Here is a 20,617-nt window from a genome sequence, read left to right as displayed (position 1 = left end):
CCTACGTCGTAGCGGGCGCAGAGGGCTGCGGCGCCCGCTGTTCCGCCACCGGCAGGGTGAGCACCATCGTCAGACCGCCGCCCGGGGTGTCCTCGGCGGCGAGCGTGCCGCCGACGGCTTCGGCGAAGCCGCGGGCAACCGCGAGGCCGAGTCCCACGCCGGCGCCGCGCGGCGCGTCGCCGTAGCGCTGGAAGGGCTCGAAGATGCGCTCCTTGGCCTCGTCCGGTACTCCCGGGCCCCGGTCGACGACGCGCAGTTCCACACGGCTGCCGAGGGCGCTCGCGGACACCAGCACGGGTTCGCCCTGCGGGCTGTACTTGACGGCGTTCTCCACGAGGTTGGCGACCACCCGCTCCAGCAGTCCCTTGTCCACCGAGACCATCGGGAGGGTCTCCGGGATGTCCATCTCGACGCTCGCGTCCGGTACGCCGCCCAGCGCGATCGGAACGACCTCGTCCAGATCCACCTCACGGATGATCGGGGTGACGATGCCGGTCTGCAGGCGCGACATGTCGAGGAGGTTGCCGACCACGTGGTCGAGGCGGTCGGCGCCTTCCTCGATCGCCTCCAGGAGATCCGCGCGGTCCTGTTCGGACCACTCGATGTCATCCGAACGCAGCGAGGTGACCGAGGCCTTGATGCCCGCCAGCGGGGTGCGCAGGTCGTGGCTGACCGCCGCCAGCAGTGCGGTGCGGATCCGGTTGCCCTCGGCGAGGGTCCGGGCCTGGTCGGCCTCCTCCCGCAGGCGTCGCCGGTCCAGGACGACGGCGGCCTGGGCCGCGAAGGCGGCCAGCACCCGGCGGTCCTCGGCGGGCAGCACACGGCCCGTCAGGGCGAGCGCCATGTGATCCCCCACGGGCATGTCCACATCGGCTTCCTCGGGGCACGGCGAAGGCCGCGGCCCCACACTGCCCGCGCAGGTCCACGGCGCCACATCGCTCGCCCGCTCCAGCAGCGCCACCGACTCCATGCCGAAGGTCTCGCGCACCCGTTCCAGCACGGCTTCCAGGCTGGTCTCACCCCGCAGCACGTTCCCCGCGAGGAACGAGAGGATCTCCGACTCGGCGCGCAACCGGGCCGCCTGCTGGGTGCGCCGGGCCGCCAGGTCCACCACCGAGGCCACTGACAGGGCGACGCCGACGAAGATCGCGATGGCCACGATGTTCTTCGGGTCGGCGATGGTCAAGGTGTGGACGGGAGGGGTGAAGAACCAGTTCAGCAGCAGCGAGCCCACCACCGCGGAGGCGAGGGAGGGCACCAGCCCGCCGAGCAGTGCCGCCGCCACCGTCAGTGACAGGAACAACAACATGTCGTTGGCGAGGCCGACTTCGGGCGAGACGCTGGTCAGCAGGAAGGTGAGGAGAGCGGGCCCGAGCACGCCCACCAGCCAGCCCCAGATGATGCGCACCCGTCCGAGCCGCGCGACACGGGGTGCCGGCAGTCCGCGTCCCTTGCCCACCTCGGCGTGCGTGATCAGGTGGACGTCGAGGTCGGGGCCGGACTCCCGGGCCACCGTCGCGCCGACGCCCGGCCCGTAGATGTACTGCCAGGCCTTGCGGCGCGAGACGCCCAGCACGATCTGGGTGGCGTTGACACCGCGTGCGAAGTCCAGCAGCGACGCCGGGACATCGTCCCCGACGACATGGTGGAAGGTGCCGCCCAGGTCCTCGACCAGGGTGCGCTGAACGGCGAGTTCCTTGGGTGAGGCCGAAGTGAGGCCGTCGCTGCGGGAGATGTAGACGGCCAGCACCTCGCCGCCTGCGCCCTTCTCCGCGAGCCGCGCGGCGCGGCGGATCAGGGTCCGTCCTTCGGGACCGCCGGTGAGGCCGACCACGATCCGCTCGCGCGAACCCCAGATCTCCGACACCTGGTGCTCGCTGCGGTACTCGTTCAGGTACTCGTCGACCCGGTCCGCGACCCACAGCAGAGCCAACTCGCGCAGTGCGGTGAGGTTTCCGGGCCGGAAGTAGTTGGACAGGGCCGCGTCGACCTTGTCCGGCTTGTAGATGTTGCCGTGCGCCATCCGGCGGCGCAGCGCCTGGGGCGACATGTCGACCAGCTCGATCTGGTCCGCCCGCCGCACCACTTCGTCCGGCACCGTCTCCTGCTGCCGAATGCCGGTGATCGACTCGACGACGTCGCCGAGGGATTCGAGGTGCTGGATGTTGACGGTCGAGACCACATCGATCCCGGCGGCCAGCAACTCCTCGACGTCCTGCCACCGCTTGGCGTTGCGCGACCCGGGGATGTTCGTGTGGGGCAGTTCGTCGACCAGCGCCACCTGAGGCCTGCGCGCCAGAACGGCGTCGATGTCCATCTCGGTGAAGGTGGTGCCCCGGTACTCCAGCTCCTTGCGCGGTATCTGCTCCAGTCCGTGCAGCATCACCTCGGTACGGGGCCGGTTGTGGTGCTCGACGAACGCGACCACGCAGTCGGTGCCGCGTTCCACGCGCCGGTGTGCCTCGGACAGCATCGAGTAGGTCTTGCCGACACCCGGTGCCGCACCGAGGTAGATCCGAAGCTTGCCGCGTGCCATGTTCATCCTTCGAAGCGGTAACCCATGCCGGGTTCGGTGATGAGGTAGCGGGGGTGCGAGGGGTCGGATTCCAGTTTGCGGCGCAGTTGGGCCATGTAGACCCGCAGGTAGTTGGTCTTGTTGCTCTGGGAGACCCCCCAGACCTCCTGGAGCAGGTACTTCTGTGTGACAAGCCGGCCGGGGTTGGTGACCAGGATCTCCAGCAGGTGCCACTCGGTCGGGGTCAGCCGCACGTCCCGTCCGCTCCTGGCGATCCTCTTGGCGAGGAGGTCGATGGTGAAGTCGTCCGTCTCCACCCGTGTCGTCCCGGGCGTGAGCGGCACGTCCTCCGTCCGGCGGACGGCGGCCCGCAGCCGGGCCATCAGTTCGTCCATGCTGAACGGCTTGGTGACGTAGTCGTCGGCCCCGGCGTCCAGCGCGGCGACCTTCTCGTCGGACGCCTGACGGGCCGACAGCACGAGGACCGGCACGCGGGTCCAGGCGCGCAGCGCCTTGATCACGTCCACACCGTCCATGTCGGGCAGACCGAGGTCCAGTAGCACCACATCGGGCTGGTGTGCGGCCGCCAGACGCAGAGCCGTCGCGCCGTCGGGCGCCGCGTCCACCTCGTACCGGCGCGCCTGCATGTTGATCACAAGGGCCCGTACGAGTTGCGGGTCGTCTTCCACCACCAGCACCCGGGTCATGGCTGCGCCTTTCGTGTCGTGCGTGGGGCCATGGGCGCCGGCTGTGCACAACCGGCGTCATGGCTGCGGGAGTCGGCGCCGGGATGCCTCCCGGACCGCCGACTCCCGCTGGGGCCGTAACGCCATCAGCTCTTGGACACGAGACCCTTGAGCGCGATGTTGAGCTCGAGGACGTTCACCCGGGGCTCACCGATGAAGCCGAGGGTACGGCCGGTGGTGTGGTCCTTGACCAGCTTCTCCACCTGGGCGACGGGCAGACCGTTCTTCTCGGCGACCCGGTGGACCTGGATCTCCGCGTACTGCGGGGAGATCTCCGGGTCCAGGCCGGAGCCGGAGGACGTCACCGCGTCGGCGGGGACGTCGGACGGCTTGACGGTGTACCCGCCGACGGAGTTGTCCTTGACGACCGCGGCCTTGGCGTCCTTGACCCACTTGATCAGGTCGGCGTTGTCACCGGAACGGTTGGTGGCGCCGGACAGGATCAGCTTGTACTGGGTGTTGACGCTGTTGGCGCCGAGGCCGTTCTGCGGACGGCCCTGGAACCACTTCAGGTCGGGGTCCGGGGTCTCCTGCCCCTTCTTCAACGGCAGGTTGTAGGCCTGACCGATCAGCGAGGAGCCGACGACCTTGCCGTCCGCCTTGATCTCGGAACCGTTCGCCTTGTTGCTGAACAGCCCCTGGGCGATGCCGGTGACGACCAGCGGGTAGATGACGCCGGTCACCAGGGTCAGCACGAGGAGGGCGCGCAGGCCCGCCCCGAGCAACCGGGCGGTGTTCGAAACGGAGTTGTTCATCGCGATCAGCCGATTCCGGGGATGAGAGAGATGATCATGTCGATGATCTTGATGCCGATGAAGGGGGCGATCAGGCCGCCGATACCGTAGATCCCGAGATTGCGGCGCAGCATCTTGTCGGCGCCAACCGGCCGGTACTGCACGCCCCTGAGGGAGAGCGGCACCAGCGCGATGATGATCAGCGCGTTGAAGATGACCGCGGACAGGATTGCCGAGTCGGGGGAGGACAGCTGCATGATGTTCAGCTTGTCCAGGCCCGGGTAGACCGCCGCGAACAGCGCCGGGATGATTGCGAAGTACTTCGCGACGTCGTTGGCGATGGAGAACGTCGTCAGAGCACCGCGGGTGATCAGCAACTGCTTGCCGATCTCCACGATCTCGATGAGCTTGGTCGGGTTGGAGTCAAGGTCGACCATGTTGCCGGCTTCCTTGGCGGCCGACGTACCCGTGTTCATCGCCACGCCGACGTCCGCCTGCGCCAGGGCCGGGGCGTCGTTGGTGCCGTCACCGGTCATCGCGACGAGCTTGCCGCCCGCCTGCTCCCGCTTGATCAGCGCCATCTTGTCCTCGGGAGTCGCCTCCGCGAGGAAGTCGTCGACGCCCGCCTCCTCGGCGATCGCCTTGGCGGTCAGCGGGTTGTCACCCGTGATCATGACGGTCTTGATGCCCATGCGGCGCAGCTCGTCGAACCGTTCCCGCATGCCCTCCTTGACGACGTCCTTGAGGTAGATCACGCCCAGCACCCGAGCACCCTGGTCGTCCTTGACGGCGACCAGCAGCGGAGTGCCGCCCGACTCGGAGATGCGGTTGGCGATCGTGTCCGCGTCCTCGGCGACCGTGCCGCCCTGCTCCTGCACCCAGGCGATGACCGAACCGGCCGCGCCCTTGCGGATCTTCCTGCCGTCGACGTCCACACCCGACATACGGGTCTGGGCGGTGAAGGCAATCCAGTCGGCCTGCGCCAACTCGCCCTGGTGACGCTCGCGCAGGCCGTACTTCTCCTTCGCCAGGACGACGATGGAGCGGCCCTCGGGGGTCTCGTCGGCCAGCGAGGAGAGCTGGGCGGCGTCCGCGACCTCGGCCTCGGTGGTGCCCTTGACGGGGAGGAACTCGGCGGCCTGGCGGTTACCGAGCGTGATGGTGCCCGTCTTGTCGAGCAGCAGCGTGGAGACGTCACCGGCGGCCTCGACCGCACGGCCCGACATCGCGAGGACGTTGCGCTGGACCAGGCGGTCCATGCCCGCGATACCGATCGCTGACAGCAGGGCGCCGATCGTGGTCGGGATGAGACAGACCAGCAGGGCCACCAGCACGACCATCGTCAGGTGCGTGCCCGCGTAGTTCGCCAACGGCGGCAGCGTGGCACACGCCAGCAGGAAGACGATCGTCAGCGATGCCAGGAGGATGTTCAGCGCGATCTCGTTCGGCGTCTTCTGCCGGGAGGCGCCTTCCACGAGGCTGATCATCCGGTCGATGAAGGTCTCGCCCGGCTTCGTCGTGATCTTGATGACGATGCGGTCGGACAGCACCTTCGTACCGCCGGTCACCGCGGAGCGGTCACCGCCGGACTCACGGATGACGGGCGCCGACTCACCGGTGATCGCCGACTCGTCGACGGACGCGACACCCTCGATGACGTCACCGTCACCGGGAATGATGTCTCCGGCCTCGCAGACGACCAGGTCACCGATCTTGAGGTCGGTACCGGGCACCCGCTCCTCGGTCTTGCCGTCCTGCAGCAGCCGGCGCGCCACTGTGTCGGTCTTGGCCTTGCGCAGGGTGTCGGCCTGCGCCTTGCCGCGGCCCTCGGCGACGGCCTCCGCGAGGTTGGCGAAGATGACGGTCAGCCACAGCCAGGCGCTGATCGCCCAGCCGAACCAGTCGCCCGGATCCTTGAAGGAGAACACCGTGGTCAGGATGGAGCCGACCCACACCACGAACATCACGGGGGACTTGATCATCACCCGCGGGTCAAGCTTGCGGAGGGCCTCCGGCAGCGACTTGAGGAGCTGCTTCGGGTCGAAGAGGCCCGCGCCGACACGGCCCTCGGCGGTCTTGCGCCCGGTGGGTACGTCGCTGTGCGGCGCCCGGGTCGGAGTGGCTGTGGACACTGTGTCCTCTTGCTTCTCTATGCGAGTGGTCATGACGCCAGCCCCTCGGCCAGCGGACCCAGCGCCAGCGCCGGGAAGTACGTCAGACCGGTGATGATCAGGATCGCGCCCACCAGCAGACCGGTGAACAGCGGCTTCTCGGTGCGCAGGGTGCCCGCGGTGACCGGGACCGGCTTCTGCTCGGCCAGCGAGCCGGCCAGCGCCAGGACGAACACCATCGGCAGGAAGCGGCCGAACAACATCGCCAGACCCAGGGTGCTGTTGAACCACTGGGTGTCCGCGTTCAGACCGGCGAAGGCCGAGCCGTTGTTGTTGGCGGCGGACGTGTAGGCGTACAGGATCTCGCCGAATCCGTGCGCCCCGCTGTTCGTCATCGAGTGCGCCGGGGTCGGCAGGGCCATCGCGAACGCGGTGAACACCAGGACCAGCGCCGGGGTGATCAGGATGTATATGGCCGCAAGCTTGATCTCGCGGGAGCCGATCTTCTTGCCCAGGTACTCGGGCGTACGGCCGACCATCAGACCGGCGATGAACACCGCGATGATCGCCAAGATCAGGATGCCGTACAGACCGGAGCCCGTCCCACCGGGGGCGATCTCGCCCAGCATCATGCTGAGCATGGTGATGCCGCCGCCGAGGCCGGTGAACGAGGAGTGGAACGAGTCCACCGCACCGGTCGAGGTGAGGGTGGTCGCCACGGCGAAGATCGACGAGCCGCCTACGCCGACCCGGACCTCCTTGCCCTCCATCGCCCCGCCGGCGATCTGGAAGGCCGGGCCGTGGTGCGCGAACTCGGTCCACATCATCAGCGCGGTGAAGCCCACGAAGATGGTGCCCATGGCCGCGAGGATCGCGTAGCCCTGCTTGACCGAGCCGACCATGATGCCGAACGTGCGGGTCAGCGCGAACGGGATCACCGTCAGCAGGAAGATCTCGAAGAGGTTGCTGAAGGGCGTCGGGTTCTCGAACGGGTGGGCACTGTTGGCGTTGAAGTAACCGCCGCCGTTGGTGCCCAGCTCCTTGATGGCCTCCTGCGAGGCGACCGCGCCGCCGTTCCACTGCTGGGAGCCGCCCGTGAACTGGCCGACCTCGTGGATGCCGGCGAAGTTCTGGATGGCACCGCAGGCGACCAGGATGACCGCGGCGACCACGGCCAGCGGTACGAGAATGCGGATGGTGCCGCGGACCAGGTCGGCCCAGAAGTTGCCCAGCTCACCCGTGCGCGAGCGCGCGAAGCCACGCACCAGCGCGACGGCGACGGCGATGCCGACGGCCGCGGAGACGAAGTTCTGGACGGCCAGACCGGCGGTCTGCACGACGTGGCCCATGGCCTGCTCGCCGTAGTACGACTGCCAGTTCGTGTTGCTCACGAAGGACACGGCGGTGTTGAACGCCTGGTCCGGGTCGATGGCCTGGAAGCCGAGCGAACCGGGCAGGACACCCTGGAGCCGCTGCAGCAGGTAGAGGAAGAGGATGCTGACCGCGGAGAAGGCGAGCACACCGCGCAGGTACGCGGGCCAGCGCATCTCCGTGTTGGGGTTGGCACCGATGCCCTTGTAGATCCACTTCTCGACGCGCCAGTGCTTGTCGGAGGAGTAGACCTTGGCCATGTAGTTGCCGAGGGGGACGTAGCAGAGCGCCAGTGCGGCGATCAGGGCGAGCAGCTGGAGCACGCCTGCAAGTACGGGACCCATGTCGTTTCTCAGAACCTCTCCGGGAAGATCAGGGCGAGGACGAGATAGCCCAGCAGGGCGACGGCCACGACCAGGCCGACGATGTTCTCGGCGGTCACAGCTTCGTCACCCCCTTGGCGACGAAGATCACCAGCGCGAAGCACGCGATCGTGGTGACGACGAAGGCCAGATCGGCCATCGTGAACTCCTGGGTTGAGGTTCGTTGGACAAGGACGGTTAAGAGAAACAGCCCTCCTGGCCGGTTTCGACTTCCGTTGACGGGTCCCTTACGGCCCTCTGCGCGCCTTTGACGGGACTCTTACGGCGCCCGCCGTGACCTGCGGGGAGGCGGCGCCGTCCCGGTCGGAAATTCGTCAGAACAGCCGGAAACGCAGCCTGCAGATGACCGCGTCGGTCTCCCGTCGCACCGCGTTCGCCACCACGGCCCCCCGCTGGTTCTGCAGCAGGCGCTGCCACAGCCGGTCCGGCTCCGTCTCCGGGATCAGGACGGTCACTCGAGTGGCCGGCTCGGTCGCGCAGACCTCACGGACGTAGGCGGCGATGGGTCGGCCGAGGGAACGGCGCTCGCTGGTCAGCCGGACCAGCGGCACGCCGGGGTCCCACTCGGCCCAGGCACGCTCCAGGGCGTGCATCTGGGCGCGGTCCTCCGGGTCGGGATGGCAGACGGTGACCGCGCGGACCTCGTCGCCGAGCGAGGCGGCGGCTGTCAGGGCCTCCGAGGTCAGACGGGACAGCGAGGAGACGGGCACGACCACGACCGAGCGGTCCCGGTGCGGGGTCTCGGGGATGCGGCCAAGGCCAAGACGCTCACCGATCCGGGTGTAGGCGCGGTGCACCGTCTCGAAGGCGAGCACCAGCAGAGGCAGAGCGATCACGATCAGCCAGGCGCCGTCGGCGAACTTGCTCGCCGTGACGACCACGCCGGCGACGCCGGTCAGCAGGGCGCCGAATCCGTTGAGCAACGCCTTTCCGAGCCATCCCGGCCCCCGCTCCCCTCGCCAGTGCCGGACCATGCCGACCTGGGCGATGGTGAAGCCGATGAACACGCCGATGGCGAAGAGGGGCACCAGGGTGTTGGTGTCACCGCCCGAGAACACCAGCAGCCCGGCGGAGACAAGGGCGAGGGCGAGCACGCCGTGGCGGTGCACCTGCCGCTCGGCTTTCAGGGCGAAGACGTGTGGCAGGTAGTTGTCACGGGCCAGCAGCTTCAGCAGAACGGGAAGGCCGCCGAAGGAGGTGTTGGCGGACAGGGCCAGCAGGATCATCGTGGCGAACTGGATGACGTAGAACGCCCAGTTGTGGCCGAACGAGGCGTCGGCGAGCTGGGCGAGGACGGTGACGCCCTCGACCGGCTGGAGGTGGAATCTGGAGATCAGCACCGAGAGGCCGATGAGCATCACGCCGAGCACGGTGCCGAGGGCGACCTCGGCCCGCTGGGCACGCTTGACGCGCGGCACCCGGAAGGAGGGGACGGCGTTGGCGATGGCCTCGACGCCGGTCAGCGCGGCACAACCCGAAGCGAAGGCTTTCAGCAGCAGCAGAGCGCCCACGGTGGACGCGTTGTCCGCGAGGACCGAGGCGTGCCCGGCCGCGGAGAAGGTGCTCGCCGGCGCGGACCGGAACAGACCGACCAGGATCAGCACGAGGATCGACCCGACGAACACGACGGTCGGCACGATGAACGCCTTCGCCGACTCCACGATGCCGCGCAGGTTCACCGCCGTGATCACTGCGAGCACCGCGAGGCACAGCCACAGCCGGTCGTCGTACAGGGCCGGGAAGGCGGAGGTCAGGGCGGCCACGCCGGCCGTCACGGCGACGGCGACGTTCAGCACGTAGTCCAGCACCAGGGAGGCGGCCGCCACGAGGCTCGTCCGCGCCCCCAGATGCGTCTTGGCGACGGCGTACGAGCCGCCGCCGTCCGGGAAGGCCGCGATCACCTGCCGGTAGGAGGCGACGAGTACGGCCAGCAGTCCGGCGATGGCCAGCGTGACGGGAAGCGTGAAGCCGAGGCCGTGCGCGCCCGCGGCGGCCAGCACGAGGACGATCGCCTCGGGTCCGTACGCCACCGATGCCATCGCGTCCAGGGACAGCGCCGCCAGGCCCGTCGTGGCGGTGAGCCGGTGGCGCTCGCCGGTGTCGGGCGGTTCCTCGTCGGCCGGTACGGCGCCCGGGTCGGCGGTCAGAACGGACATCGGCGATTGCTCCTTCGTGCCGGATCGACATCCGCGCGCGGGCGGTCGCACGCGGACGCACCAAGGTTGTGTCCCGCGCACGCCGCCACCGGCCGGTCCTTGCGCGTTCTTCGCGCTCAACCCGCCGAGCTTGACGGTGCCTTGACGCCTGTGTGACGTGGGTAACCACCGACCGCCGCTTGCGCCGCATCAAGAACGGCCCCCGGCCCGTCAGAGTCGTATCAAGGCGCGTTGCGGCGGCTCACGCGGTCCCTATCGTCGGCGCTATGGGAAGCAGCAACGACGCGCCGAACGCGACGGTCGGCGCGCACGCGCAGGAGGGCGACCACGCGGTGTCCGACCGCCGCTGGTCCGCAGACCTGCACAGCTCGATCCGGTGCGCTGCCATGCTCCTCGCCATGCTGCTCCTGATCGACTGGGGCTCCGGCAACACGACGTGGTGGCGTGCCGCGCTGTGGCTCGCGCTCTCGGGGCTGCTCTTCGTCGTGCTCTTCCCTCGGCGGGTGACCGCGGGCGAGGGGTGGCTGGCCGCGCGCGGGCTGCTGGGCAGCCAGCGGGTCCGGACCGACATGCTGGTGTCGCTGCGCTCCCAGGAGGGCGTCTCCCAGCGGCTCGTGCTGCGGGACGCGCTCGGCAGTCGGGTCGAGCTGGACCCCCAGGTGCTGGTGAACAATCCGGACCTCTGGTACCGCCTCCACGAGGACGTACGCAAGTCCGAGGACCTCGGCTCCCTGTTGTGCGGGGCGACGGCGCTGCGTCGTGTCCAGGAGCGGATCGAGCGCGAGACCGCCCGGACCGTGTTCAAGATGTCCGGTCTGGAGTAGCAGCCCCCGCTTTACGTCGCGTGGTCGCCACGCCCCCGTCCCCCTGGGTGCCGGCCTGCGCCCCGGTCAGTCCGCCTCGCTGTACGCCTGGGCGGGGGTCTTTCCGGTCCAGGAGTGGAAAGCCCGGTAGAAGGAGTTCGGGTCCTCGTATCCGAGCAGGAAGGCGATCTCCCGTACGGTCAGCGCGGAGTGTGCGAGGTAGTGGCGGGCCAGGGCTTCACGCGTGTCGTTGAGCACCGTCTGGAAGGTGGTGCCCTCGAGGTTCAGCTGCCGTTGCAGGGTGCGGGTACTCACGGTCAGCGATCTGGCGACGGCGTCCGTCGACACACTGCCGGCCGGCAGCAGATCGACCCGACGATCACATCGGCCAGACGGGACGCGGACGTGCTGCGCCCGGGCCGGTAGCTCTCCCGGGTGGACACCGCCAGTTTGTGCGCGAGATCGTCGTAGGCGCTCGACCACGGCCGCGCCGTCCGCCTCCTCGGTGATGTCCATCCCGAGCGTCACCGCCCCCAGCTGCTCCAGGTCCCGCATCCGCTCGACCCGGCGGGCGACGGCGTAGACGGTGAACCCCTTCTCGAGGAGTTCCTGGCCGTCTCCAGGCCCATGCCGGACGAGGCTCCGGTCACCAGTGCTGCAGGCATGACTCTCTTCTCTCCGTGTCGCTTCGCGGTCGATGACCCCGGCTGCTGCCACCGAGAACGCTACGGACGGCCGGTGCACCCCGCACTGGCAGAAGGCGCCATCCCGCTCGCACAGCGCGCCAGATCCTGCGGGCGCCGTCGGCCGGTCCACGACCCGCACGAACGGTTCCGCGCAGGCGGACATGGAGGCGCTCCGCCGGGAGATCCCGTCAAGGCCGGGTGCGAGCGGCAGGCGCCGCCGAAGCGAGGCGCTCACGGGTGGGCGAGGATCCCGTCGAGCCGCGGCCGACCCCCGTGCCGCGCGGCCCCCGGATGCCGGCCCGGCCTGTCATGACAGGCCACCCACGCTCTGCGCGCCCTGCCAGTGGGGCTGCTGGGACGGCTCGGCGACGGGCAGCGACAGCACCATGGTCAGACCGCCGCCGGGGGTGTCCTCAGGGGTGAGGGTTCCGTTCATCGCCTCGGCCAGGCCCTTGGAGAGCGCGAGGCCGAGGCCGAGGCCGGTGGTGTTGTCGGTGTCGCCGAGGCGCTGGAAGGGCTCGAAGAGCCGGTCGCGGCCGGTGGGCGGCAGACCGGGGCCGCGGTCGATGACGCGCAGCTCCACACGGCCTGCGAGGGCGCTGGCGGTCACCAGGACGGTTGCACCGGCCGGGTTGTGGCGGGCCGCGTTGCTCACCAGGTTCGCGATCACACGCTCCAGCAGGGGCGGATCCACCAGCACCGGCGGGATGTCCTCCAGGTTCCCCGCCTCCACCCCGGAGAAGTCCGACATCGCCATCGGCAGCACCTCTTCCAGCGTGGTGACGCGCAGTTTCAGAGTGAGGGCCCCTGCCTCGAGACGGCTGAGGTCGAGCAGGTTCTCCACCAGCCGGTTGAGTTTCGCCATGGACTCGTCGGCGGTCGCCAGCAGCTCGTCCCGGTCCTCGGGCGAGAACTGCACGTCGCGGCTGCGCAGCGAGGTGACGGCGGCCCAGCCCGCCGCGAGTGGGGTGCGCAGGTCGTGACCGACGGCCCGCAGCAGCGCCGTACGCATCCGGTCGGCGGCCTTGACCGGTTCGACCTCGGCGGCGGCCTCGGCCAGCCGGGCCCGCTCGACGGCGGATCCCACATGGGCGGCGAAGGCGGCGAGCACACGCCGCTCGGACGACGACAGGGTGCGCCCGCGCAGCGCGAGGAAGGCGCCGGGACCCGCCGGCACGGCCGTGACGCCCTCGGCATCCGATGGTTCGTCCACCAGTTCGGCCGAGTCCATTCCGAAGGTCTCCCGAGTGCGTTCCAGCAGGGCCGGAATGGTCTGGCCACCGCGCACGATGCTGCCCGCCAGGGAGGACATGGTCTCCGCCTCGGCAGCGGCGCGTGCCGAGCGCCGGGACAGACGCAGCGAACGGTCGACGACGGCTGCCACGACGGCGGCCACCACGGCGAAGACGGCGAGTGCGATCAGCGCGTTCGGATCGCCGAGGGTGAACTGCCCTATGGGCGGGATGAACCAGTAGTTGAGCAGCAGGGACGCCGTCACGGAGGCGATCACCGCCGAGGCGACCCCGCCTATGCAGGCCACACCCACCACAGCCAGCAGGAACAGCAGGGCGTCGCTGGTGAGGTTCAGGGCGCCGCGCACCTGGGCGAGGGCGACGGTGAGCAGCAACGGCAGCACCAGGCCGGCCACCGGCCCGGCGATCAGGCGGCCTGTCGACAGAGTGCGGCGACGCGACGGCAGGAGGGTGCCTCGTCCGGCGCGCTCGTGAGTGACCTGGTGGACGTCGATGTCCCCGCTGAGCGCGGTCACGGTCTCCCCCGTGCCCAGACCCGTCAGGAACCGCTCCAGACGCCCGCGACGGCTGGCGCCGAGGACCAGCTGGGTGGCGTTCTCGGCGCGGGCGAACTCCACCAGGGCTGCCGCGACATCGTCGCCGACGATCGAGTGGTAGCTGCCGCCGAGGTCCTCGACGAGCCGCCGCTGCCGGGCCAGCGAGGCGAGCGAGACCCCGGCGGCGAGCCCGTCGCTGCGGGCCACGTGCACGGCGAGCAGATCGCCTCCGGCCGAGCGGTCGGCGATGCGGGCGGCCCTCCGGATGAGCGTGTCGCCCTCGGGGCCACCAGTGAGGGCGACCACGACCCGCTCGCGGGTCTCCCACACCCGGCCGATGGCGTGTTCGGCGCGGTACGACTGCAGTGCGTCGTCCACCCGGTCGGCCACCCACAGCAGGGCCAGCTGGCGCAGCGCGGTCAGATTCCCGGGCCGGAAGTAATGGGCGAGGGCGGCGTCGATCTTCTCCGGCGCGTAGATGTTGCCGTGCGCCATACGGCGGCGCAGCCCTTCGGGAGGCATGTCCACCAGCTCGATCTGGTTGGCCCGCCGTACCACCTCGTCGGGCACCGTCTCGTGCTGCGGCACCCCGGTGATCTTCTCGACGACGTCCTTCAGGGACTCCAGGTGCTGGATGTTGACGGCGGTGATGACGTCGACCCCGGCCGCCAGCAGCCGTTCGATGTCCTGCCAGCGCTTGGGGTTGCGCCCGCCGCCGGGAACGTTCGTGTGGGCCAGTTCGTCGACCAGGGCGACATCGGGCCGGCGTTCCAGCACCGCGTCCAGGTCCATCTCGGGGAACACCCCTTCGCGGTACTCGCACCGCGCCCGGGGCACGATCTCCAGCCCCTCCAGCATCTCCTCGGTACGCCGACGGCCATGGCACTCCGCGAACCCGACCACCACGTCCGCGCCCCGGGCGGCCCGCCGCCGCCCCTCGTCGAGCATGCGGTAGGTCTTACCCACTCCCGGGGCGGCCCCGAGGTACACCTTCAGTCGTCCGGGCCGTACGTCACTCATCGCAGCCGAGGCGCTCCGCTCACTGGCTCAACTCCCACGCGGGGAACAGGTCACTTCTCGCAGTCACTGCTCCCACGGAAGCCGTTCCGTGACCCCGTCGGCACGGCCGTTAGCGGTTCCTTGGCGCCGCCCACGTGGACCTTGACACTGTCTTGACGAGTGCTGGACCGATAGGGTGAACGCGGTGTGCCGGGAAGTCTGGTCGGCGAGGAGCCAAGGTGGCTCCGTTCGAGCCCAGGGGACGGCATGCGCAGCGTAGGGACAGTTCTCTCACTGGTGATACTGGCTACCGTAGTGGCGACCTTCGCGCGCCGTTGGCGTATCCCCGCGCCCTCGCTGCTCGTGGTGGCGGGCCTTGCCGTCGCACTGCTGCCGGGGACACCCCAGATCCAGATCAGTCCCGAGGTCATCGGGCTCGTGGTGCTGCCGCCACTGCTGTACGCGAGCGCCGAGGACATGTCCTGGCGCGAGTTGCGCGCCGTGTGGAAGCCGGTCGGCATTCTCGCCGTCGGACTTGTCCTTGCCTCGGCGGCCGCGGTGGCCGCCGTGGCCTCGCTGGTGACACCGCTGCCCTGGCCCATGGCGTTCGTCCTCGGCGCGGTTCTGGCCAGCACCGACCCGGTGGCGGTCACCGCGCTCGGCCGGCGGCTGGCGCTGCCGCCCAAGGTCCAGGTCATGGTCCAGGCGGAGAGCCTGTTCAACGACGCGACCTCGCTGGTGCTGTTCCGGGTCGCGGTGAGCGTCGCCGTGGCGTCCGCGGCCGCCGACTGGGGCGCGGCGGGCGGCGAGTTCATGCTGCTCGCCGGCGGCGGCACGGTGATCGGTGCCGCGCTGGCCGGAGTGGTGACGCTGATCCGGCGGCGCACCGAGGACCCGGTGCTGGAGACCGTGATCGCCCTGGTCACGCCGTACGCCGCCTACGTCCTCGCGGAGGCCGCGCACACGTCCGGCGTCACGTCCGTCGTGGTCGCCGGGGTGGTCCTCGGCGGGCGGGGCGACCGGCTCACCAACGCCCGTATCAGGCTCCAACTGCACGCGGTGTACGGCACGGTGGTGTTCCTGCTCGAGAGCGTCGTCTTCAGCCTGATAGGCCTGGCGCTGCCCGCACAGGTGCGGGCGCTGTCCGACGGCGACCGGACCTGGCCGCTGTACGCGCTGGCCGTCGCCGGAACGCTCATCGCCGTGCGTCTGCTGTGGGTGGCGCCCCTGTCCGCGGTCGTGCAGCGCAGGGGCGGGATCCAGCGCATGAACTGGCGGGTGCCGATGGTCCTTACCTGGGCGGGCACCCGAGGGGTCGTCCCCCTGGCCGCGGCCCTGTCGATCCCGGTGGCCACGGCACACGGCGCCACTCTGCAACAGCGGCCGCTCGTGCTCGTCCTGACGACGTCGGTCGTGGTCGTCACCCTTGTCGTCCAGGGGTTCACCCTGGCCCCGGTCGTCCGCCGCTCGGGCATCGCCCTCGAACCCGACCACACGGAACGCGAGGAGGCGGCGGCCCGCTGCAGCCTGGCCGGGGCCGGCATCCGCCGCCTGGACGAGCTGGCCGCGCTGGAGGTGGCGCCGGACGTCGTCCTCGACCGGCTCCGCCGGGCTCTGAACGCCCGCCTCGACGACGCCCGCGACCGCCTCACGGACACCAACGGCGGGGTGCCCGCAGAATCCGCCGACCTGGTCTACCGCCAGCTGCGCCGCGACCTCATCGAGGTCGAGACGGCGGAACTGCAGCGCCTGTACGACGAGCACGCGATCAGCGACACCACCCGCAGGCGCCTGCAGCGCTCCTTGGACCTGGAAGAGGCCAGGCTGGCGGACGTCTGACACCCGGGGAGGGCTCAGCGGAACTCGGCGAGCCGGGGCCGCAGTCCGAGGGCGGTGAGGGCGGCGGCCGCGAGCAGCAGGCCGCCCGCCCACGGCAGCAGTCCGCTCACGGCCGAGCGGCCCTCGCGTACCGAGGACACGAAGTGGGCGCGGTTGATGTCCGTCACCTGGTCCAGCGCGGCCATCCACTCCCCGAAGTGCGCGTTGGACGTGCCGGGCTCCCAGCCCATGCAGAACTCCGCCGCCTCGTGCTCCTTGCCGGCCGCCAGCAGGGCGCGAATCCTGCGGTCGTCGCGCTGGTACACGGCGTAGGTGCCGACGGTCCGCTCGGCTGCGGCCCGCTCACCGGGGAAGGTGATGTTGTCGAGTTCGCGCCGGAACTCGCCGGTGAAACGCAGATCGTGGTGGTCGGTGCGGTAGGCGTTCCAGCCGACGGCGAACCCGGCGTCGTACGTCGCGAGGGTGGCGCCCTCGATGCCGTACAGCTGCTGGGACTTGGCGAGGAACGAACGCGCGTACTGGTCGCGGCGCCCGGGGTCGAGGAGGTAGCGGCTCTCGTCGGCGTTGGCGTCGTAAGCGATGGCGCGGGCGCGGGAAAGGGCGACGACGGAGTCGAAGGCGTCATGGCGGGCAACCCGCAGGTGGTCCAGGGAGGCGGACAGCATCTGTCCTCCGAAGAGTACCGCGACGAGGGTGCACACCGTGGCGGCGAGCACACCGGGGTTGAGGATCCGGTGGAAGCGGCGGGCCAGATACCACTGCAGTACGACCAGCACCGCGAGGAGCAGCGCGCCGAGAATCAGCACGGCGGTGAGCTGCGCGGACAGGGTCGAGCGGGCCTGGGCGTACTGTCCGTTGAACACCGTGTTGTTGGACTCCACCAGCCGCCGCGCGTCCGGCAGCAGGCTCCGCTGGAGCAGATCCGTCGCCGTGCGGTAGTCGGCCAGTGCGGCCGTCTTGCCGCCGCTGCGCGCGTCGTTCTCCAGTGCGCGGCCGATCAGCTCCTGGTACTCGGCGAAGTCGTCGGTCAGCGATTCGACGGTCCGCTCGTCGGCCGGGGCGCCCTGGGCTGCGACGGCCAGGGCGCGCAGGTCGTGACCGATCTCGCGGCGCGCGGCCCCGTAGAAGCCGATGGCCTTCTCGTACGGCGTCACAAGGCGCCCACGACCCGCGTCCCCGCTGGACAGCAGGATGTTGGCGGCCTGCGCGTCCATGTCGTTCAGGGCGAGGTTCAGGTCGGCGGCACTGGTGGTGCGGGGCGCGTCGCGGCCGGCGACGGAGTCCCAGGTGCCGGTGACGGCCAGGCCGGCCAGCAGGAGCAGCAGGGCCAGGGCGGCGGCGAGCGAGACCGTGACCGCACGCAGGAAGCGCAGGCGCGCGGGCAGAGTGGCCCAGCAGCGGCGGCGCAGAGCGGCCCGCGCGGCCACGGTCTCGCGGCGGAAGCGAGGCCTCCGCCCGCCCGGTCGCGGCCCCCCTCTTGGCCGCGAACCGGTCCCCCCCACGGGCGGGACGACCGTCGGCTGCCGTGGTGGCGCGCCTTCCCCTTGCGGAGCATGCGCTGTTCCGGCCGTGATGGTCACGGTCCCTCCCACGTCAGGCCACGGACGGTCGCCCGTCCCCCGTTGCCGCTCAGTCTGCGACCGGTTCCGCCCACGGACGATCCGCGTTGACGCGCCCCTGACGCTTCATCAAGGCGGTTTGACGGGACTTTGACGGGCTGCCCGCACGCCACGTATGAAAGGCGCAAATACCGTGCTGAGCAGGTGAGTTCAGGCTCCCTGCACAGTCGGGCTCCCCTTTGGCCTTCCCGGGCCGCGGATGTCGGCGGACCGGTCCTGCCGTTCGCCGGCATCGAGGTGGTCGGCATCGTGATCTTGTGGGAGCCCAGCCTTCACCGAACCACGCCTCCGCCCCGCCGGACGACCTCGTCAGGATCGCGTATGCGCACGTCAGATCGGCGTATGGGATCACGTGTCGGGCTTGTCCTGGACCTGCGGAACGACTTCGATGGACGGCGTGAACAGCGCATGGCTTCTCTTCGACCGGCCGCCGAGTCCCGGCGTGACCCGTCGTGCGCCTCGCTGCCCGGAAACGCCCGTGTCCGCCGTCGTCCACTGACGCCGACGCGTTGTCCGTAGCCCTCGGGGCGCCGTGACCTACGTCCGGCGCCCCCTTCTCATATCCGCACCTCACCGGCCGCCCGCACGGGCCGAGCCGGCGTGCCCGCATCCCCGGAATGGACCATGTCCGACCTTTCGTCCCGTACCGTTCTGATCACCGGAGCAACCTCCGGCATCGGGCTGGAGACCGCCCGCCGGCTCGCCGAGCGCGGCGCCACCGTGCTAATGCACGGTCGCACCGCCGAGGAGGCACAGGCGGCCGTCGACCGTCTCGTCGCCACGACCCGGATCGAAGAGGCCCAACTGAAGGCCTGTGCAGCCGACTTCGCTCGCCTGGAGGAGGTCGAGGCGCTGGCCGACCGCGTCGTGCGCGAACACCCGCACCTGGACGTGCTGGTGAACAACGCCGGCATGGCGGCACCGGAACGCCACACCGTCACCGCGGACGGCAACGAGATCGCCTTCCAGGTCAACTTCCTCGCGCACTACCTGCTGACCTGCCTGCTGGAGCCGGCCCTCACGAGCGAGCCGGGCGGCCGGGTCGTGAACGTGTCGTCCTCCCTGCACCGGACGGCGTCGATCCAGTGGTCCGACCCGAACCGGACCCGCCGCTACTCACGGCTCGCCGCCTACGCCCAGTCCCAGCTGGCGCTCACCGTCTTCGCGGCCGACCTGCGCGTCACCGCCGTCTCCGTGCACCCGGGCGTCTGCGACACGGCGCTCCTGTCGCTGTACGGGCTCGAAGGCGCCGCCCCCGCCGAAGGTGCCGCCTCGGTGGTCCGGCTGTGCGACCCGGCGGTGGAGATCGTCAACGGTGCCTACTACGACCGCAACGAGCGCATGGACCCGGCACCGGCCGCGCAGGAGGAGCGCACGGTCAAGCGCCTCAACAAGCTGGCGGACCTGCTGGTCGGCCGCAGCGCTTGAACAACACATCACAGAACAGGAGTTGACCCACATGTCCAAGCGAGCCCGGAAGAAGAAGGCCCGCCGCAAGAAGAAGGCGAACCACGGCAACAAGGCCAACCAGGGGTAACGCCGACCCAGGGCGGGGCGAGCGTCCGGCCACAAGCGCTCGCCCCCTCCATTCGTCCTCTTTCACCGCCGAAGCGTCTTCGCCGTCCGAGCTCCTTCGCCATCGAAGCGTCTTCACCGTCCTCACGCGGAGGCGTCGATGATCGAACTCGTACCCGACCAACTGCCGCCGCTCACCCGCTGGCCGCCCGCGGGCTCGCCGGGGCCGACCGTCGTCGGCGAACACGTACTGAGCACCGGCATCGGCCACTGGTGGGCGGACCGGCCGGTCCAGCCCCGCGCGATCGCCGTGTCCTGCGCGGGATTCACCGTGCTCCGCGGGACGCCGGACGTGCTCACCCGTGAGGCCCCGGCACCCCTGGCACACCGCTACATCGACGCCCCGGCCCGCTTCCTGCCCACCCTGCGGGCGGCCTTCGACCGCCTCACGCCCTGGGAACGCATGGTCTGGACCCTCCAGGCCGATCCGCAGCCCGCCCCCACCCCGCGGGACGCGACCGTACGCCGTCTCGGCCGCGGGGACGCCGACGCCCTGGCCGCACTCGGCCCCGAGGCGGAGAGGATCCACACCCCCTGGGGCGGCCCGGCGAGCCTCGCCTCCTCCGGTCACGGCTGGACGGCTGTGGACGCGACGGGCCGACTGCTGGCGGTGGCCTGTACGCACTTCCGCGGCACCAGGTACGAGGATGCGGCCGTCTTCACCCTCCCCCAACGCCGCCGCCACGGTCTCGGCCTCGCTGTGTCCGCGCTCCCTGCGCGGACATCACCGCACGCGGTCACATCCCGAGCTGGAACTGCTCGGTCCACAACCGGGCCAGCCGTCTGCTCGCCTGGACCGCGGGTTTCCGGCTGGTGCGCGAGTACGTCCATCACGCGGCGGGAAGCCCACTCGCAGCCGGGGGAGACCACCTGCGTCATGACGCAGCGTGTTCGCCGCGGGCAGGGCGGTCCGCCGCTCGAGCCGCATAACGGTACGAGATCCGGCCTGGGGTTTTGATGCGTTCCTGATATCCGTTCGACGCATCATTGATGCCCGACCCCTCGTTCTTAACGGAAGCTTGACGCGCCCGCCGCATACATCCGTGGGCCCAGGCGTCACTCTCCGCATACGCTGGTGCGGCCGTCCGTGTGATGGCCCAGTCCCGCACCGAGCCGTACACAGGAGAGCATTGCCGATGGCCACCACCGAACACCCACCTGCGAGCCGCTTGCGGGCGTGGATGCTGGAGGGGCTCTCCGACATGGGCAAGGGCTCCGCGCAGGGCCCCGACGCCCAGCCCGAGCCACCGCACAAGGGCCAGCCCTGGTGGCGGGTGATGTGCCTGACCGG

Annotated in this window: 14 protein-coding genes; 4 read left to right on the top strand and 10 right to left on the bottom strand. The window is 70.3% G+C overall.

Annotated elements, in window-relative coordinates; all coding sequences use genetic code 11:
* Position 1: 1 nt before the first annotated feature.
* From ACWDA7_RS24675 to ACWDA7_RS24645, 7 genes are all read right to left on the bottom strand, one after another.
* Positions 2-2,536, bottom strand: a complete 2,535-nt coding sequence (locus ACWDA7_RS24675) for an ATP-binding protein (protein ID WP_450606377.1) — start codon at positions 2,534-2,536, stop codon at positions 2-4.
* Positions 2,537-2,538: 2 nt separating this feature from the next.
* A complete protein-coding gene (locus ACWDA7_RS24670) occupies positions 2,539-3,222 on the bottom strand; it encodes a response regulator (RefSeq protein WP_450606376.1) in 684 nt (227 codons plus the stop codon).
* A gap of 125 nt (positions 3,223-3,347) precedes the next feature.
* On the bottom strand, positions 3,348-4,016 hold the full coding sequence (locus tag ACWDA7_RS24665; RefSeq protein WP_450606375.1) for a potassium-transporting ATPase subunit C: 669 nt from the start codon (positions 4,014-4,016) through the stop codon (positions 3,348-3,350).
* Between the two features lie 5 nt (positions 4,017-4,021).
* The gene (kdpB, locus tag ACWDA7_RS24660) at positions 4,022-6,160 is read right to left on the bottom strand and encodes a potassium-transporting ATPase subunit KdpB (RefSeq protein ID WP_450606374.1); all 2,139 of its coding nucleotides are present in this window, start codon (positions 6,158-6,160) and stop codon (positions 4,022-4,024) included.
* On the bottom strand, positions 6,157-7,821 hold the full coding sequence (gene kdpA, locus ACWDA7_RS24655; RefSeq protein WP_450606373.1) for a potassium-transporting ATPase subunit KdpA: 1,665 nt from the start codon (positions 7,819-7,821) through the stop codon (positions 6,157-6,159). Before kdpA ends, kdpB begins: the two co-directional genes overlap by 4 nt.
* 8 nt (positions 7,822-7,829) lie before the next feature.
* Complete coding sequence (gene kdpF / locus ACWDA7_RS24650) at positions 7,830-7,919, bottom strand: K(+)-transporting ATPase subunit F (RefSeq protein ID WP_016434100.1); 90 nt, start codon at positions 7,917-7,919, stop codon at positions 7,830-7,832.
* Positions 7,920-8,174: 255 nt separating this feature from the next.
* Entirely contained in the window at positions 8,175-10,016 is a 1,842-nt protein-coding gene (locus tag ACWDA7_RS24645) for an APC family permease (RefSeq protein ID WP_450606372.1), read from the bottom strand.
* 266 nt (positions 10,017-10,282) lie between these two features.
* Between ACWDA7_RS24645 and ACWDA7_RS24640 the strand changes: the two genes are divergently transcribed.
* Positions 10,283-10,840 carry a hypothetical protein gene (locus tag ACWDA7_RS24640; RefSeq protein WP_450606371.1) on the top strand — a complete coding sequence of 186 codons (558 nt, stop codon included), beginning with the start codon at positions 10,283-10,285 and terminating at the stop codon, positions 10,838-10,840.
* 66 nt (positions 10,841-10,906) lie between these two features.
* Here ACWDA7_RS24640 and ACWDA7_RS24635 read toward each other — a convergent pair whose 3' ends face one another.
* Both ACWDA7_RS24635 and ACWDA7_RS24630 read right to left on the bottom strand, forming a co-directional pair.
* Complete coding sequence (locus tag ACWDA7_RS24635) at positions 10,907-11,668, bottom strand: helix-turn-helix domain-containing protein (protein WP_450606370.1); 762 nt, start codon at positions 11,666-11,668, stop codon at positions 10,907-10,909.
* 144 nt (positions 11,669-11,812) lie between these two features.
* On the bottom strand, positions 11,813-14,314 hold the full coding sequence (locus ACWDA7_RS24630; RefSeq protein WP_450606369.1) for an ATP-binding protein: 2,502 nt from the start codon (positions 14,312-14,314) through the stop codon (positions 11,813-11,815).
* 246 nt (positions 14,315-14,560) lie between these two features.
* On the opposite strand from ACWDA7_RS24630, the gene ACWDA7_RS24625 reads away from it, so the two are divergent.
* Positions 14,561-16,132, top strand: a complete 1,572-nt coding sequence (locus tag ACWDA7_RS24625) for a Na+/H+ antiporter (protein WP_450606368.1) — start codon at positions 14,561-14,563, stop codon at positions 16,130-16,132.
* Positions 16,133-16,146: 14 nt separating this feature from the next.
* On the opposite strand, the gene ACWDA7_RS24620 is transcribed toward ACWDA7_RS24625, so the two are convergent.
* Entirely contained in the window at positions 16,147-17,559 is a 1,413-nt protein-coding gene (locus ACWDA7_RS24620) for a hypothetical protein (RefSeq protein WP_450606367.1), read from the bottom strand.
* A gap of 816 nt (positions 17,560-18,375) precedes the next feature.
* Here ACWDA7_RS24620 and ACWDA7_RS24615 point away from each other — a divergent pair.
* Together ACWDA7_RS24615 and ACWDA7_RS24610 are read left to right on the top strand one after the other, a co-directional pair.
* Positions 18,376-19,179, top strand: a complete 804-nt coding sequence (locus ACWDA7_RS24615) for an SDR family NAD(P)-dependent oxidoreductase (protein WP_450606366.1) — start codon at positions 18,376-18,378, stop codon at positions 19,177-19,179.
* Positions 19,180-19,426: 247 nt separating this feature from the next.
* Complete coding sequence (locus ACWDA7_RS24610; protein WP_450606365.1) at positions 19,427-20,284, top strand: GNAT family N-acetyltransferase; 858 nt, start codon at positions 19,427-19,429, stop codon at positions 20,282-20,284.
* Positions 20,285-20,617: the final 333 nt, after the last annotated feature.

The sequence above is a fragment of the Streptomyces sp. NPDC001156 genome (assembly GCF_053598275.1).
Note: the sequence above shows the minus strand (reverse complement) of the source record. Positions and strands in the feature narration are given on the sequence as shown.

What these genes read in the sequence shown, in the direction of transcription:
- ACWDA7_RS24675 (WP_450606377.1), bottom strand. Translation starts at nt 2,536, where the DNA reads ATGGCACGCGGCAAGCTTCGGATCTACCTCGGTGCGGCACCGGGTGTC.
- ACWDA7_RS24630 (WP_450606369.1), bottom strand. Translation starts at nt 14,314, where the DNA reads ATGAGTGACGTACGGCCCGGACGACTGAAGGTGTACCTCGGGGCCGCC.
- ACWDA7_RS24610 (WP_450606365.1), top strand. Translation starts at nt 19,427, where the DNA reads ATGATCGAACTCGTACCCGACCAACTGCCGCCGCTCACCCGCTGGCCG.
- ACWDA7_RS24640 (WP_450606371.1), top strand. Translation starts at nt 10,283, where the DNA reads ATGGGAAGCAGCAACGACGCGCCGAACGCGACGGTCGGCGCGCACGCG.
- ACWDA7_RS24645 (WP_450606372.1), bottom strand. Translation starts at nt 10,016, where the DNA reads ATGTCCGTTCTGACCGCCGACCCGGGCGCCGTACCGGCCGACGAGGAA.
- kdpB (WP_450606374.1), bottom strand. Translation starts at nt 6,160, where the DNA reads ATGACCACTCGCATAGAGAAGCAAGAGGACACAGTGTCCACAGCCACT.
- ACWDA7_RS24670 (WP_450606376.1), bottom strand. Translation starts at nt 3,222, where the DNA reads ATGACCCGGGTGCTGGTGGTGGAAGACGACCCGCAACTCGTACGGGCC.
- ACWDA7_RS24665 (WP_450606375.1), bottom strand. Translation starts at nt 4,016, where the DNA reads ATGAACAACTCCGTTTCGAACACCGCCCGGTTGCTCGGGGCGGGCCTG.
- ACWDA7_RS24635 (WP_450606370.1), bottom strand. Translation starts at nt 11,668, where the DNA reads ATGTCCGCCTGCGCGGAACCGTTCGTGCGGGTCGTGGACCGGCCGACG.
- kdpA (WP_450606373.1), bottom strand. Translation starts at nt 7,821, where the DNA reads ATGGGTCCCGTACTTGCAGGCGTGCTCCAGCTGCTCGCCCTGATCGCC.
- ACWDA7_RS24615 (WP_450606366.1), top strand. Translation starts at nt 18,376, where the DNA reads ATGTCCGACCTTTCGTCCCGTACCGTTCTGATCACCGGAGCAACCTCC.
- ACWDA7_RS24625 (WP_450606368.1), top strand. Translation starts at nt 14,561, where the DNA reads ATGCGCAGCGTAGGGACAGTTCTCTCACTGGTGATACTGGCTACCGTA.